Annotated in this window: 15 protein-coding genes; 9 read left to right on the top strand and 6 right to left on the bottom strand. The window is 48.9% G+C overall.

From position 1 onward, the window contains the following. Positions 1–54 precede the first annotated feature (54 nt). The 4 genes from ABEW73_RS04800 to ABEW73_RS04785 form a co-directional block, all read right to left on the bottom strand. Positions 55–1,023, bottom strand: a complete 969-nt coding sequence (locus tag ABEW73_RS04800) for a lysophospholipase (RefSeq protein WP_430162182.1) — start codon at positions 1,021–1,023, stop codon at positions 55–57. A 57-nt stretch (positions 1,024–1,080) separates the two neighbouring features. Beyond that, on the bottom strand, positions 1,081–2,049 hold the full coding sequence (locus tag ABEW73_RS04795; protein WP_430161709.1) for a type I phosphomannose isomerase catalytic subunit: 969 nt from the start codon (positions 2,047–2,049) through the stop codon (positions 1,081–1,083). Positions 2,050–2,122: 73 nt separating this feature from the next. After that, entirely contained in the window at positions 2,123–2,713 is a 591-nt protein-coding gene (locus tag ABEW73_RS04790; RefSeq protein WP_430161711.1) for a class I SAM-dependent methyltransferase, read from the bottom strand. Further along, complete coding sequence (locus tag ABEW73_RS04785; RefSeq protein WP_430161713.1) at positions 2,713–3,666, bottom strand: TIGR01212 family radical SAM protein; 954 nt, start codon at positions 3,664–3,666, stop codon at positions 2,713–2,715. Before ABEW73_RS04785 ends, ABEW73_RS04790 begins: the two co-directional genes overlap by 1 nt. 307 nt (positions 3,667–3,973) lie before the next feature. Here ABEW73_RS04785 and ABEW73_RS04780 point away from each other — a divergent pair, with 307 nt between their 5' ends. Next, positions 3,974–4,156, top strand: coding sequence for a hypothetical protein (locus ABEW73_RS04780; RefSeq protein WP_430161715.1), 183 nt, complete (start codon positions 3,974–3,976; stop codon positions 4,154–4,156). A 190-nt stretch (positions 4,157–4,346) separates the two neighbouring features. Beyond that, positions 4,347–5,060, top strand: a complete 714-nt coding sequence (gene trmB, locus ABEW73_RS04775; protein ID WP_430161717.1) for a tRNA (guanosine(46)-N7)-methyltransferase TrmB — start codon at positions 4,347–4,349, stop codon at positions 5,058–5,060. Positions 5,061–5,177: 117 nt separating this feature from the next. On the opposite strand, the gene ABEW73_RS04770 is transcribed toward trmB, so the two are convergent. Then, positions 5,178–6,305, bottom strand: coding sequence for an MGDG synthase family glycosyltransferase (locus tag ABEW73_RS04770; RefSeq protein ID WP_430161719.1), 1,128 nt, complete (start codon positions 6,303–6,305; stop codon positions 5,178–5,180). 668 nt (positions 6,306–6,973) lie between these two features. Here ABEW73_RS04770 and ABEW73_RS04765 point away from each other — a divergent pair. The 5 genes from ABEW73_RS04765 (at position 6,974) to ABEW73_RS04745 (ending at position 10,143) form a co-directional block, all read left to right on the top strand. Beyond that, positions 6,974–8,212, top strand: a complete 1,239-nt coding sequence (locus tag ABEW73_RS04765; RefSeq protein WP_430161721.1) for a glycosyltransferase family 2 protein — start codon at positions 6,974–6,976, stop codon at positions 8,210–8,212. Positions 8,213–8,490: 278 nt separating this feature from the next. Beyond that, positions 8,491–8,985 carry a translation initiation factor IF-3 gene (infC, locus tag ABEW73_RS04760; RefSeq protein WP_114149316.1) on the top strand — a complete coding sequence of 165 codons (495 nt, stop codon included), beginning with the start codon at positions 8,491–8,493 and terminating at the stop codon, positions 8,983–8,985. A gap of 26 nt (positions 8,986–9,011) precedes the next feature. Next, positions 9,012–9,212, top strand: coding sequence for a 50S ribosomal protein L35 (gene rpmI / locus ABEW73_RS04755; protein WP_007127239.1), 201 nt, complete (start codon positions 9,012–9,014; stop codon positions 9,210–9,212). 30 nt (positions 9,213–9,242) lie between these two features. Continuing rightward, on the top strand, positions 9,243–9,602 hold the full coding sequence (rplT, locus tag ABEW73_RS04750; RefSeq protein ID WP_006212255.1) for a 50S ribosomal protein L20: 360 nt from the start codon (positions 9,243–9,245) through the stop codon (positions 9,600–9,602). Between the two features lie 205 nt (positions 9,603–9,807). Then, on the top strand, positions 9,808–10,143 hold the full coding sequence (locus ABEW73_RS04745) for a hypothetical protein (protein ID WP_430161723.1): 336 nt from the start codon (positions 9,808–9,810) through the stop codon (positions 10,141–10,143). On the opposite strand, the gene ABEW73_RS04740 is transcribed toward ABEW73_RS04745, so the two are convergent. Then, complete coding sequence (locus tag ABEW73_RS04740) at positions 10,144–10,593, bottom strand: GNAT family N-acetyltransferase (protein ID WP_430161725.1); 450 nt, start codon at positions 10,591–10,593, stop codon at positions 10,144–10,146. A gap of 597 nt (positions 10,594–11,190) precedes the next feature. Here ABEW73_RS04740 and ilvB point away from each other — a divergent pair. Together ilvB and ilvN are read left to right on the top strand one after the other, a co-directional pair. Then, positions 11,191–12,933, top strand: coding sequence for a biosynthetic-type acetolactate synthase large subunit (ilvB, locus tag ABEW73_RS04735; protein WP_213643476.1), 1,743 nt, complete (start codon positions 11,191–11,193; stop codon positions 12,931–12,933). A 1-nt stretch (position 12,934) separates the two neighbouring features. Continuing rightward, positions 12,935–13,420 (top strand): acetolactate synthase small subunit, encoded by a 486-nt coding sequence (gene ilvN, locus ABEW73_RS04730; protein WP_071222673.1) that lies wholly within the window; start codon positions 12,935–12,937, stop codon positions 13,418–13,420. The last annotated feature ends 98 nt before the right edge of the window (positions 13,421–13,518 follow it).

The raw sequence follows: 13,518 nt of genomic DNA, 5'->3' as shown, positions 1-13,518 counted from the left end.
CCCAGGTCAATTGACCTGGGACGCCCCCTTTTTAATTCGTCCTGCATCATTCTTTTACATAACCCGTTCCGACTCTTGCGGTGTCTCTGACCCATGCGATCCCGATGTGTGCCGTTCGAGCCAGTCGAGAACATGTGCCGCTACTTCATCCCGGTTGATTTCATGCAGCATCTCGTGGCGGCCACCGGGATACAGACGGTATTCAAGATCCTGAATGCCATGTTTCCGGTACAATTCGATCAACCGCCGCACGCCTTTACCGCGGTGTCCGACCGGATCATCCTCGCCCGAGAAAATATAAACCGGCTTATCCTTTAGAAGGCATTCCATCAATTGAGGTTTATGGATCTGGGACAGCAGTTTAAAGAAATCACGGAAGAAACGAGCGCTGCATACCTTGCCGCAGTAGGGGTCGTTGATATACTTATCTACTTCCGCTTCATCCCGGGACAGCCAATCGAACGGCGTGCGAATAGAGCCGAAACCTTTGTTGTAAGGGCCGAACACCATGGCGTTCAGCATCAGACTCCGGTGTGTGTCTCCTTGCAAGCGCATTTGTGCAGCTGCCAAGCTCATACCGAACGTCAGCAGTCCCTGGGGCCCATTGGTGCCTGACAGTATGAATCCGTCGAATAATTCACCGTTCGAACACATGATCTTTTGCGTCAAAAAGGAGCCCATGCTGTGCCCCATCAAATAATGCGGAACACCGGCATGGCGCTTCTTGAGCTCGGAAGCAAGAAGCAGCTGGTCTTCAATCATCCCTTCGAATCCGTTTTCCCCGGGATCGCCGAGAAGCGTAAGGCCCGACGTTTGTCCATGACCCCGATGGTCGTTGCAGTACACGGCGTAGCCGTGCTCTGTCAGCAACTCGGCAAGCTCCTCGTATCGCTTGCCGGTTTCGCACATGCCATGTGCGATTTGCACGATGGCACGAATGGGATGGTCCGGCTCCGGCAGCCATTGGTATACAAAAATATGCATTCCCTGCTCATTTAGCATCGTAAACGTGTCGGTTTGCATCACAGGCTTAACACCTCCACAAAAACGAATGGTTTATCTCAATTATTTATACCCTGATTAAGGAAGATATGAACGAAGAACCGTAGATTGCCCGTCCAGTGTATATGCACCCAGGTTAGCTGGCAGCAGGAAGCATTGTCCGGAGGTGTAATCCATGGAGCCGTTATCCCAGCTGAGGGTTCCTTGACCATCGCAAACCACCACGATTGTGAAGCTTTCCGCGGAAGTGGACAAGGACCAGGCACCGTTAACAACGCCTTTTTCGACTACAAAATAGGGAGATTTGGCAAGCTCAAGCCATTCTCCAGGCGCGGTTCCTTCTGTGCTCATGGTGGTTGCGCCCGATCCTTCATAGGCCGTCACGTTCAAGGAGTCTTCAATATGAAGCTCACGCGGCTTACCGTCAAGGCCTGGTCGATTATAATCGAAAATCCGGTAGGTTGTATCCGAATTCTGCTGGATTTCCGCCACTACAACGCCCGCACACAGCGCATGTACCGTACCGGCAGGTATGTAGAATGTATCTCCGGCTTTTACGGACACTTCTTGCAGTTGGTCCATAACTGTGCCGTTTTCCATAGCTTCTTTCAAAGTCTCGCGGCTAACGCCTTCTTTCAGACCGTATATGATTTTGGCGTCCGGTTTCGCATCCAGCACATACCACATCTCAGTCTTGCCCAGCTCGCCTTTCGGAAGCCCCTCGTAGTCATCGGTCGGATGGACCTGAACGGAGAGGTTGTCATTGCAGTCAAGCAGCTTGATCAGCAGAGGGAAACGTCCGTTAACTTCGGAGAATCCTTTGCTGCCAAACCACTCCCGTCCAAATTGCTCACGAACCTGATCCAAGCCGCGGCCGGCAAGTTCACCGTTCACAATGCTGGTCGTACCGTTCGGATGGTCGGCGATCATCCAGCCTTCTCCGATATGTCCTTCGGGAATATCCAAGCCGAATTGCTCCAGGGCACGGCCACCCCACACGCGTTCTTTAAATTCGGGTTGGAACAACAATGGATATGGTTTTGTCATTGTAATCATCTACCTTTCATCATGTTTGGAATATTCTATGGATGTAAGTGCGGTACCTCTCCTAGAACTTATATCATATCGGCTTCTTCCGTTCCAGTGCAATGAGATATGGTGCTTCGGATCGCTGAAGACCTCGATATAATATGGTTTGCACTTTGTGCTGGGGCAATTCCGCCGCCCAGGCCTGCACGGCGTCTGCTTCGGCATCGCCGCCCTTGTGGCCTGGATACAGCACGATGGTGATAATGCCGCCGGGGCGAAGCAGCTCGATGGCAGCTTCCAGAGCCGTTAGCGTGCTGGCGGTTTCCGTCATGATCCGTTTATCTGATGAATCTGCCGGAAGATAACCTAGATTGAACATGATCGCTCCTATACGGCCATGCTCGCACTCAGGTACGCATTCTCCCATAAGCGCATGGCTCTGGTGGTGAAGGGTAATCTCTGCAAGGGTGTCGGGCGATTCCTTATCCATCCTATCACGAGTCAGCTGCAGTGCTTGTTCCTGAATATCAAAAGCGTACACCTTGCCCTTAGATCCTATGCATCTGGCTAAATACAGTGTATCGGCGCCGGTTCCGGCCGTCGCATCCAGCGCAATGTCCCCAGGCCGCAACCTTTCGGACACGAGTTTGTGGGCAAAACTCAAAACCGAGAGGAAGCCCATCAGGATCCCCCCCACAATTTACCCTGCCATGTATCCCGGCGTTTGAGCTCGGCGTCAATGCCGTTAAGCACTTCCCATTTTTTGAGACTCCACGTCGGCCCGATCAAGAGATCCCGGGGAGCGTCTCCGGTCAGACGATGAACAATCATCTCCGGAGGCAAGAGCTCCAGACTGTCTGCGATAAGGCTGATGTATTCGTCCTGCTCCAGGAACCGCAGCAGACCAGCTTCATATTGCTTCACCATCGGCGTCTTGCGCATGAGGTGCAGCAGGTGGATCTTGATTCCCTGCACATCCATCTTGGAGACGGCCCGGCCGGTGGCGAGCATCATGTCATGGTCCTCTTGCGGAAGGCCATAAATGATGTGTGTGCAGACACGGATGTTATGCTTGCGCAGCTTTTCGACCGCTTCCAGATAACATTCGGTATCATGGGCCCGGTTGATTAGCTCAGAGGTGGAATCATGGATCGTTTGCAGGCCCATTTCCACCCAGAGATAGGTTCGCTCATTCAGCTCCGCCAAGTATTCCACGACGTCGTCAGGCAGGCAGTCGGGGCGAGTAGCGATCGATAAACCGACAACACCCGGCTGCTGCAGAATGACTTCATAGTATTCCCGAAGCTCTTCGACCGGAGCATACGTATTAGTGTAGGCTTGGAAATAACCGATGTATTTGGCGCTCGGCCATTTCTGGTGCTGCCGGTCACGGATGGTGTTGAACTGGGTAACAAGATCATCCCGCCGTCGTCCGGCAAAATCACCGGAGCCGCGAGCGCTGCAGAAGGTGCACCCGCCCTTGGCAATCGTGCCGTCGCGGTTCGGGCATGTAAAGCCCGCATCCAGCATAACCTTGAATACTTTTTCCTGGAACTGGCTGCGCATCTCGTAATTCCATGTATGAAATCGTTTGTCGCCCCATAACATTGGGGCGGGTCTAAGTGATGTACTCATGTGTGCTCCTTTTATAGCCGCATATGATGAATAGTGACAGGTATAGCTGTGCCTCAAAGTATACATGTGTTTACTTACCTTTTACTAAAGCAGATATGTCCATTGTAACAAAAAATAAAGCATTGCGTTATATACAGGTCTTCAAGCCTAATTAAGATGTTGTTACTTGAATGAATTGCATATAATTGGTATATTTAAAGTAGAAAAATAAAAATATGATTCAAGCAATTTTGGCATGGGTATATATCGGATAGGATTCATATTTGTGTGACGTCATGGATACAATAATACCGTGAGGTGATTACGAATGAATTCATCGACAGTAAAGAATGACAGTAAAGACAAAATCGCTGTGGAACTTACCCCGAACGAAGCTTTAGCCCTTACCGGCGTGGAGTTTAACTCCAACCAGGATGTGAAGGCTTCGGCACGTCGCAAGATTCGGGCTGCCTTTGAGAAGACGTTTGATTTTACAACGAAAGAAAGGTAGACTATTCACAGTTTAACTATCGCGGAACCCCAATTCCAAATATAAGAAAGAGGAACCTAAAGCCTTTGCGTTAAGCAAAGCGTGGGTTCCTTTTTCTATGGGGCTCTTTACTTTTGCGATTAACTTCGTCACAATAAATGCAGTATGGGGATATCATTCTAATTTACTTGGAAAGTTTCGGAGGTATGACATGCGTTTACGCGGAAGAAAAGGTATACGGGAAAATCTGGAGCAGCAGGAAGACCTGGTCGTTTTGGACCCCGGTCAATATAGAGGGAAATGGGCTTCATTATTTGGCAATGACCTTCCGATCCATGTTGAATTCGGCATGGGCAAAGGTCAATTCATAAGCCAGATGAGTTACAAGCATCAGAATGTGAATTTTATCGGAGTGGACATGTACGACGAGCTGATTCGCCGCGCTAGCGAGAAGGGGCGCAATGCTTGGGCTCAGGATGGTATCGATACGCCGCCGAATCTGAAGCTGGCACTGTTTAATATCGAGAATGTCGAGCAGGTCTTTGAACCCGGCGAGATCGAATGTTTATATTTGAACTTCAGTGATCCGTGGCCAAAATCCAAGCATGCCCGCCGTAGGTTGACGCATCCGCGTTTTCTGGGCAAGTATTCCCGGATCCTGAACGAGCGCGGGGAAATTCACTTCAAGACCGATTCGGTCACGCTGTTTGAGTTCTCCCTGAATGCATTTGCTGATTATGGCTTGCAAATGACGAATATTTCGCTGGATCTGCATCGCGACGGGCAGAACGAAGAGCATGTCATGACGGAATACGAGACGAAATTCGTCGGTCAAGGTATGCAGATTCATCGCTGCGAGGCCATTGTCGGCAAGGAAGCACTTGCTTCCTACCAAAAGAATCGCCTTGAAAAATACGGTAAATAATGTCTTTAAGTAGAGTCTTCCCTATGATAGCGTTTGCAACTATTATAATAGTAGGAAGTCTATCCATTGCGATGATATATTTACAGACAACGGCATAAAAAAAGGTGTGCTCCCTCTTTAGGAGTACACCTTTTCGTTTTCCAGCATGTCGATGATGCTGCGTGCGCTTTGCATCGGATGAAATCGTTCGATGTCTCGCAAATTTTGCACCCGTTGCTGTTGGATCATGTCATATTGATGAAGCAGGTTGTTCATCCAGTTGCCAATAACCTCCAGCGAGTGGATCGGCTCACCCAATCCTTGCGCCGTGAAGTACTGGCAGTTCTCTTCTTCCTGCCCCGGAAGAGGCTGATGGAACAGCATCGGGATTCCTTTGGCAAGGCCTTCGGTGCATGTCATGCCGCCCGGCTTCGTAACGAGCAGATCCGACACTTCCATGAGTTTGTCGATCTCGCGCGTAAAGCCCAAAATCCGGATGTTCGGATGTTGGAACCGAGGGTTGTTCTCTAACTCCTCGCGTCCTTTGTCGTTTTTGCCGAGGCAAAATATGATCTGGACTTCTTCGCGCCATCTGGTTAGGAATTCATGCACAACTTCGTCATTCATGATGCCCCATCCTCCGCCCATCACAAGCACGGTGGGCATATCGGACAGATTAAACCGTTCCCTGATTTCCTTCTTGCTCGGATGCGTCCAGAAGTCGGGATGGATTGGAATGCCGGTGACCTGAATTTTGGCTTGGGACACCCCGCGATTGAGCAGCTTTCGCTTCACTTCCGGTGTGGACACGAAGTATCGGTCGACTTCGGGACTAATCCATGTATCGTGAGCATCATAATCGGTTATAACGGTACACAGAGGCACATCAATGCCCAGCCGCTTCAAACGCGAGATAACCGCACTTGGTATGAAGTGGGTACACACAATGATGTCGGGTTTGAGTTGTCTGACCACATTTTTGGTGCTTGTATAGAACATTCGGTGAAGTGCTAAAGCCGTAAAGCGGTTAAAGGACTTTTGATGGCGATACATGTACCCGACCAATCTCGGGCGAGTTGTGATCGTCTTTCTGTAGGCCGAAATGATCAGTGGAGCGATTTTAGGGTTCAAGAAGCTCCCGAGTTCGAGAACTTTGGTCTGTACGCTAGGCGATAACTGGCGCAGGCTGCTGGAGAGTGCATGAGCGGCCTGTGTATGGCCTGCGCCGAACCCTTCAGATAACAGCAAGACTCTTTTTTTAGCCACTACTTTTCACCCGTTCTGCAGCGTTATTCTTTAACTTTAACATATCGACTTTGGGAAAAGAAATCAACCATTCCCCACCTGCGTTTAGGGGACTTTGGTCCCGGAAACGGAAGCTTTATTTGTCAAGATTCTCGCTGGCGCCTTGCTACTTAAGGAGTTAGCCAGCGACGCGCATTTTGTAGAAAATCAGGGTCCGTGGTCTTTTGACTTGAGTAGGAGATGCCGCTACAATGATTCAAACGGACATCAAAAAGTTTATTAGAGAAAGAGCATAGAAAAAAAACGAAAACTTTTTGGGTGTTTGTTGCGTTTATTTATTGGCGGACAAGTCGAAAAAGAAAAAATGGGCAGCCAAGAGAAATAAAAAGCAAGGAAACGGATGAAAATAAGAACTAAGGCCGTTTGAAACGAAGCTTGCTGGCAAACTGGGTTGCAAGCTGAGCTCTTTTACGAAGTTTTTCCGTAAATTAGAGCGTTCCACGGTTTTGACAAAAGATTCAAAAGTGTGGAAAATCGTGTATGACGTGCGAAGTTGCCCCGCGGCACCGAGGCTACTAGAAGGACAGACACAAGTCACAGGGTCATAGCAACAACAAAAAAAGCGAAAAACTTAGAGAGAAAAAAATAACAAACATTCTCGGGTTATAAAAAGGGGGTAACGGAGAATCATGATAGACGCCATCTTTATCGCGCTCCAACTATTCTTGGCCGCGGTGGGTGTGTACCAGTTCGTATTCTCTTTGTTTGGTCTGGTCAAAAGAAAAAAGAAACAACATTTTAAACCCAATAAATCATTTGCAGTGTTAGTTGCTGCGCACAACGAAGAACAGGTTGTCGGTGCATTAATGGAGAACCTGAAACAGCTTGATTATCCGAAACATCTGTACGACGTATTTGTCATCTGCGACAACTGTACAGATCGTACAGCAGAGATCGTCCGTGCCCACGGGATGAACGCATGCGTGCGTACGAATCAGAATCTTCGAGGCAAAGGTTATGCCATCGAGTGGATGCTGAAAGAGCTCTGGGCTATGCCGCGCCAGTATGATGCGGTCGTCATGTTTGACGCGGATAATCTGGCGGATCCGAATTTCCTGAACGAAATGAACAATGATCTTTGCTCTGGAGCAAGAGTTATCCAGGGATATATCGATACCAAGAACCCTGAGGATTCCTGGATCACTGCCTCTTATGGGGTGTCTTACTGGTATATCAACCGCTTGTGGCAGCTTTCCCGCAGCAATCTGAACATGGCGAACTTTCTCGGCGGTACGGGGATGTGCTTTGAGACCAATCTCTTGAAGGAGATCGGCTGGGGCGCAACCAGTCTGGTCGAGGATTTGGAGTTCACTATGCGCAGCGTTATGCGCGGTGTGTATCCGAAGTTCAACTATGACGCGAAAGTATTTGACGAAAAGCCGCTTACGTTTAAGGCTTCAGCCAGACAACGTCTGCGCTGGATGCAGGGTCACTTCACGGTTGCCCGCCGTTACTTCTTCCCGCTGCTGTGGCGTGCCATTAAAGAACGCAGCCTCGTGAAGCTGGATTTGGCATTGTACGGAGTCAATGTTTACATTGTGCTGCTGACTTTCTTGTTGACGGCCGTCATCTGGGTTGACACCTCATTCTTCGATGGTCCGAATATCGCGAATCTGTACGGTTACTTACCGCTGTGGCTGAGCTTTACGGCGATCGCGGCGAATGTGTTCACGTTCATGATCGCGATGATTCTGGAGAAGGTGAAGTACAAGAAGGTGTACTTCTATCTGGTGCTGTTCCCGATATACCTGCTGTCGTGGTATCCCATCACGGTATATGCGTTCTTCACGCAGAACAACAAGCAGTGGAGCCATACGGAACATACCCGGGTTGTGCGCCTTGAAGAAGTTCAAAGCAAACAAGGCTAATCCAATTTTTATTCCATCTGTGTTGACAGAAGATAGGATGACCTGTTATACTATCCTAGTCTGTTAAACAGAATATCTGATTGCAAGCAGAAGCACCGCTTCTCACCTGACCGACATGTGTTGGCTGGTTTGATCACGAAATCAATGAATGGATTCAACTTCATTTGTGAGATGAGTATCAAATAGGGATGTCGGTGATTAACCCGTCATCCCTTTATTTTTTTTGCAAACAGGAACAACAAGTAATTTGGAGGTGGAGGACTATCAGTAAGGAACATATGATCAATGACGAGATTCGGGCCAAGGAAGTACGTTTGGTTGGTGCCGAAGGTGAACAAATCGGGATCAAGCCGATTCGTGAAGCACTGCAAATGGCAATTGATCTCAATCTGGATCTGGTGAACGTGGCCCCTCAGGCGAAACCGCCAGTATGCCGCATCATGGACTACGGTAAATTCCGCTATGAGCAGCAGAAGAAAGAGAAGGAAGCACGTAAGAACCAGAAAATTGTAGATATCAAAGAAGTATGGTTCCGAGCCAACATTGAGGAGCATGATTATCAAACCAAGCTTCGCAATGTCGTTAAGTTTTTGAAAGACGGCGATAAAGTGAAATGCTCCGTGCGTTTCCGTGGTCGTGAAATCACCCATGCTAGCATTGGTCAGAAGATTTTGGAGCGCGTGAAGGTGGAAGTGGCGGATCTCTGCGTCATTGAACGTCAACCGAAATTGGAAGGCCGCAGCATGATTATGATTTTGGCTCCAAAAGCCTAAGAGAAATTAGAGGAGGAAGTACTACAATGCCTAAAATGAAAACACATAGCAGCCTGAAAGGCCGCTTCAAAATTACTGGTACTGGTAAAGTTAAACGTTATAAAGCTTACAAAAACCACTTGCTTTCCCACAAATCCAAGCGTGCGAAGCGCGTATTGTCCAATAGCCCAGTTATGGCGCCTGGAGATGTTAAACGTTTGAAGCAAGGTCTGGCTAACTTGAAATAGTAAACAACAATTATTGGGAGGTCTTTTGATATGGCACGAGTTAAAGGCGGATTTGTCGTTCGTCGTCGACATAAAAAAGTATTGAAGCTTGCGAAAGGTTATTTCGGTTCCAAACACCGCATTTTTAAAACTGCTAACGAGCAGGTTATGAAATCCCTCGTTTATGCATACCGGGATCGTCGCAATACGAAACGTAATTTCCGTAAATTGTGGATCGTTCGTATCAACGCGGCTGCTCGTCAAAATGGTCTGTCTTACAGCAAATTGATGCATGGTCTGAAGCTTGCTGGCGTGGACATTAACCGTAAAATGCTGGCTGATTTGGCTGTTAATGATCTGAACGCGTTCAATTCTTTGGCTACTGTAGCTAAAGAAAAAGTGAACGCTTAATTATACGTGTATGAAAAAACCGCCGTAATATTACGGCGGTTTTTTTTATTTTGTGCTCCTGTCCGTCATGCATAAGAACGTAAGCGCTGGATGAGGGGTACGAGAAGCTTTTTTTCCTATCTTTAACCATCGTAAGGGCCATAAAACAAGCAAGGGAACTCCTTCCGGAATAGATTGAAATGTATATTACCTGAGGAGGGATCTTATGCACAAGCCTGTCAGCAAGGCGAAAGTGAAATCATATGTGGGCAAAGAGATCGTAGCGTATAAGAAGGACGGGACTATGGTGACGGGCAAGCTGGTACGCGTCTCCGGCAACCGCCTTTTTGTGGAACCGGCAACCAAGGGGAAAAAGGTGAAAACCAAGGCGATTATTCCGCTCGCATTGTTTGACCTTCTTGCCATTGGTACGGCCCCTTATGCATATGGCGGCGGGTTTGGAGGCTACCCTGGCGGCTTTGGACCGGGTTACGGCGGCTTCGGGCCGGGTTTTGGCGGACCAGGCTTCGGACCGGGCTTTGGGCCAGGTTTCTTCTGGTAATTAGAGGAACCAAATCTTTTCCAGCTCATAACATCGACTGGGTTCGATGATTCTGGTTACCGTGTAGCCAAGCTTTCGGTAAAAGTTTAGGCCGGTATGGTTGCCAATATCCACCATGACCTTGGCACGTTTGCATCCGCGGGATACAGCGAAACGTTCGGCATGTTCCATCAATCGGACACCCCATCGTTTTCGCTGTGCGGTGGATGCGACGGCCAGCATATCGATATACAGCAGTTCGCCGTGCATCATAAAATGGACAAAGGCAATGATTTTATCGTTATTCTGAGGCGAAGCAACAAGGGTCACGCCGCGTCGTAATCGAGAGGGAATATCTTTACGGATGACGTCCAGCTCTTTTTTTGTCATATGGGAAAGCGGGACGAGTTGGGACTCAATGAGTTGTAGAATCATCGGATCATCCTGCTCCGGTTTTCGATAGCGGATCATCGTGTTGTTTCCTCCCTTCACCGCTATTAAGGATAGCTCCATTTATCATATGTAGCAGGGTTTAAGAGCGTGTTTTGCATCAAGGAAGCGAGGGATTGCCCCATTTGTGAATGAAAACCTTTCATCGGAAGTAAAATAAATGTGTTGACTTCTGGAATGAATGAATCATATAATGTTTCTAAACATTTTAACGAATATATCCAATCGGCAATGATGAGGACGAAGTTTAAAGGGCTCTTTTGCTCAGAGAGTGGATGGATCAGCTGAGACCACCACCAAAACCCCTTTTATACGAGCTCACCTCGGAGCTGTTTCCCTGAAAGATGCTACGCTATGACTTTATCGCATTAAGTCGTAACAGCGTTTATTAGGGGGAATCGTCTTAGTCCACGTTACGGACTGCAGATATTGAAGAGCTGTGTTCATTGTGTTCTTCATACCTGCTGAGGCTTTACACTGCGAAGTGTAGGGCAAACATGGGTGGTACCACGGAAGCTAAACCTTTCGTCCCTCACACGGAGATACTCCGGGTGTGGCGACGGAAGGTTTTTTTGTTGCTTGAATGAAGAGTGCCAATATTTGAGAGGAGGATGACTGATGAGCGCGCAAACTCCAGAAGTGCGGTCTACAGAACAATTACGAGAGAAATGGTTGAAGCCTGAAGTGATTACCGGATCGGAAATCTTGCTTCGGAGTCTTCTGCTCGAAGGTGTCGAATGCGTCTTCGGGTATCCGGGCGGAGCGGTCCTGTACATCTACGATGCCATGTATGGTTTTGAGGATTTCAATCACGTCTTGACCCGTCACGAACAAGGCGCCATTCATGCGGCAGACGGTTACGCTCGCGCAAGCGGCAAAGTCGGTGTGTGTATAGCGACTTCAGGGCCAGGGGCAACGAACCTGGTGACCGGTATCGCAACAGCTTATATGGATTCCGTTCCGCTCGTTGTTATAACTGGTAATGTTGCAACTACACTGATCGGTACGGACGCTTTCCAGGAAGCGGACATTACGGGCATCACGATGCCGATTACGAAACACAGTTATCTGGTAAGAGATGTAAAGGATCTGCCAAGGGTGATTCACGAAGCCTTCCATATCGCTTCAACCGGCCGCAAAGGTCCGGTACTGATCGATATTCCGAAGGATGTATCCGCGGCAACGACGCTGTTCCAGCCGGAAGAACGAATTCAACTGAGAGGATATAATCCTCGGACGGTACCAAACAAACTTCAGTTGGATAAGCTGGCCCGGGCGATTGAGGAAGCTGAGCGTCCGATGATTATTGCTGGCGGCGGGGTGATTTACTCCGGAGCTCATGAAGGGCTGTACGAATTCGTGAACAAATCGGGGATTCCGATCACGACAACGCTCCTCGGTCTGGGTGCTTTCCCGAGTGGTCATGACTTGTGGACAGGAATGCCGGGCATGCACGGAACCTACACATCGAACCATGGTATTCAGCAGTCGGACCTGCTGATCAACATCGGGGCAAGATTCGATGACAGGGTTACAGGTAAACTCGACGGATTCGCGCCACATGCGAAGATTGTTCATATCGACATCGATCCGGCTGAGATCGGCAAGAACGTGCCAACCGATATCCCGATTGTCGGAGACGTCAAGACCGTGTTTGAGATGCTGAATCCGCTCGTTCCATACGCAGCGAAAGCAGATGCTTGGAGAGACCAGATTAGAAAATGGAAAGCTGAATACCCATACCGTTACGTCGATTCGGATACGGTGCTGAAGCCGCAATGGGTTATCGAAATGCTGAACGACACCACGAAGGGTGAAGCGATTGTAACGACTGACGTTGGTCAGCACCAAATGTGGTCTGCTCAGTATTACAAGTTCAACCAGCCGCGTTCCTGGATCACCTCCGGCGGTCTCGGAACGATGGGCTTCGGATTCCCGTCCGCGATTGGTGCCCAGATGGCGCATCCGGATCGCCTGGTCATTTCGATCAACGGGGATGGCGGTATGCAGATGTGTTCGCAAGAACTTGCCATCTGTGCCATCAACAACATTCCGGTAAAAATCGTTGTTATCAACAACCAGGTGCTCGGCATGGTTCGTCAATGGCAGGAGCTGATTTACGATAACCGTTACAGCCACATCGATCTGGCAGGCAGCCCTGATTTCGTCAAGCTGGCTGAAGCCTACGGTGTCAAAGGACTTCGTGCCACTACGAAAGAAGAAGCACAGCGTGCTTGGGCCGAAGCAATGGAAACACCGGGACCCGTCCTCGTTGAATTCGTTGTAGAGAAAGGCGAGAACGTGTATCCGATGGTGACGCAAGGGTCGACAATCGATCAAATGCTGATGGGGGATGCGTAAGATGAGTACAAAACATACCATTGCCGTACTAGTGAACGACCAGCCGGGTGTCCTGCAGCGTGTATCCGGGTTATTCGGACGCAGAGGCTTTAACATCGAGAGCATTACCGTGGGACAGTCGGAGGAATCCGGTTTGTCCCGGATGGTTATCGTAACCACCGGTGATGAAACAACGCTGGAGCAGGTGGAGAAGCAGCTTTACAAGCTGATCGATGTCATTAAAGTCATCAACCTGAGCTCGAAACCGATGGTAGCCAGAGAACTCGCCCTGATTAAAGTAAAAGCCGAGCCATCGGCCAGACCCGAAATTATGGGAGTTGTCGAGACTTTCCGTGCATCCGTCGTGGATATCGGAACAGCTAACCTGATGGTTCAGGTGGTTGGCGATACCGTCAAAATCGATGCCATGATCGAGCTGCTTAAGCCGTATGGCATCCAGGAGCTTTCCCGTACCGGGGTTACCGCGATGATTCGCGGTAACGCGTAATGATTTTACGTTTTTCTTTTATCCAAGATGACAAAGTTATTGCAATATAGACGTTAGACACCTGCATGGCATGAGCGGGTGTCTCAGCAGATCGGGAA

Source organism: Paenibacillus lautus, from assembly GCF_050482385.1.
GTDB lineage: Bacteria > Bacillota > Bacilli > Paenibacillales > Paenibacillaceae > Paenibacillus_AQ > Paenibacillus_AQ lautus_B.
This window is presented reverse-complemented; position numbering and strand designations above follow the sequence as displayed.

What these genes read in the sequence shown, in the direction of transcription:
- infC (WP_114149316.1), top strand. Translation starts at nt 8,491, where the DNA reads ATGATCAATGACGAGATTCGGGCCAAGGAAGTACGTTTGGTTGGTGCC.
- ABEW73_RS04795 (WP_430161709.1), bottom strand. Translation starts at nt 2,049, where the DNA reads ATGACAAAACCATATCCATTGTTGTTCCAACCCGAATTTAAAGAACGC.
- ilvB (WP_213643476.1), top strand. Translation starts at nt 11,191, where the DNA reads ATGAGCGCGCAAACTCCAGAAGTGCGGTCTACAGAACAATTACGAGAG.
- ABEW73_RS04745 (WP_430161723.1), top strand. Translation starts at nt 9,808, where the DNA reads ATGCACAAGCCTGTCAGCAAGGCGAAAGTGAAATCATATGTGGGCAAA.
- rplT (WP_006212255.1), top strand. Translation starts at nt 9,243, where the DNA reads ATGGCACGAGTTAAAGGCGGATTTGTCGTTCGTCGTCGACATAAAAAA.
- ABEW73_RS04800 (WP_430162182.1), bottom strand. Translation starts at nt 1,023, where the DNA reads ATGCAAACCGACACGTTTACGATGCTAAATGAGCAGGGAATGCATATT.
- ABEW73_RS04740 (WP_430161725.1), bottom strand. Translation starts at nt 10,593, where the DNA reads ATGATCCGCTATCGAAAACCGGAGCAGGATGATCCGATGATTCTACAA.
- ABEW73_RS04790 (WP_430161711.1), bottom strand. Translation starts at nt 2,713, where the DNA reads ATGGGCTTCCTCTCGGTTTTGAGTTTTGCCCACAAACTCGTGTCCGAA.
- rpmI (WP_007127239.1), top strand. Translation starts at nt 9,012, where the DNA reads ATGCCTAAAATGAAAACACATAGCAGCCTGAAAGGCCGCTTCAAAATT.
- trmB (WP_430161717.1), top strand. Translation starts at nt 4,347, where the DNA reads ATGCGTTTACGCGGAAGAAAAGGTATACGGGAAAATCTGGAGCAGCAG.
- ABEW73_RS04780 (WP_430161715.1), top strand. Translation starts at nt 3,974, where the DNA reads ATGAATTCATCGACAGTAAAGAATGACAGTAAAGACAAAATCGCTGTG.
- ABEW73_RS04765 (WP_430161721.1), top strand. Translation starts at nt 6,974, where the DNA reads ATGATAGACGCCATCTTTATCGCGCTCCAACTATTCTTGGCCGCGGTG.
- ilvN (WP_071222673.1), top strand. Translation starts at nt 12,935, where the DNA reads ATGAGTACAAAACATACCATTGCCGTACTAGTGAACGACCAGCCGGGT.
- ABEW73_RS04785 (WP_430161713.1), bottom strand. Translation starts at nt 3,666, where the DNA reads ATGAGTACATCACTTAGACCCGCCCCAATGTTATGGGGCGACAAACGA.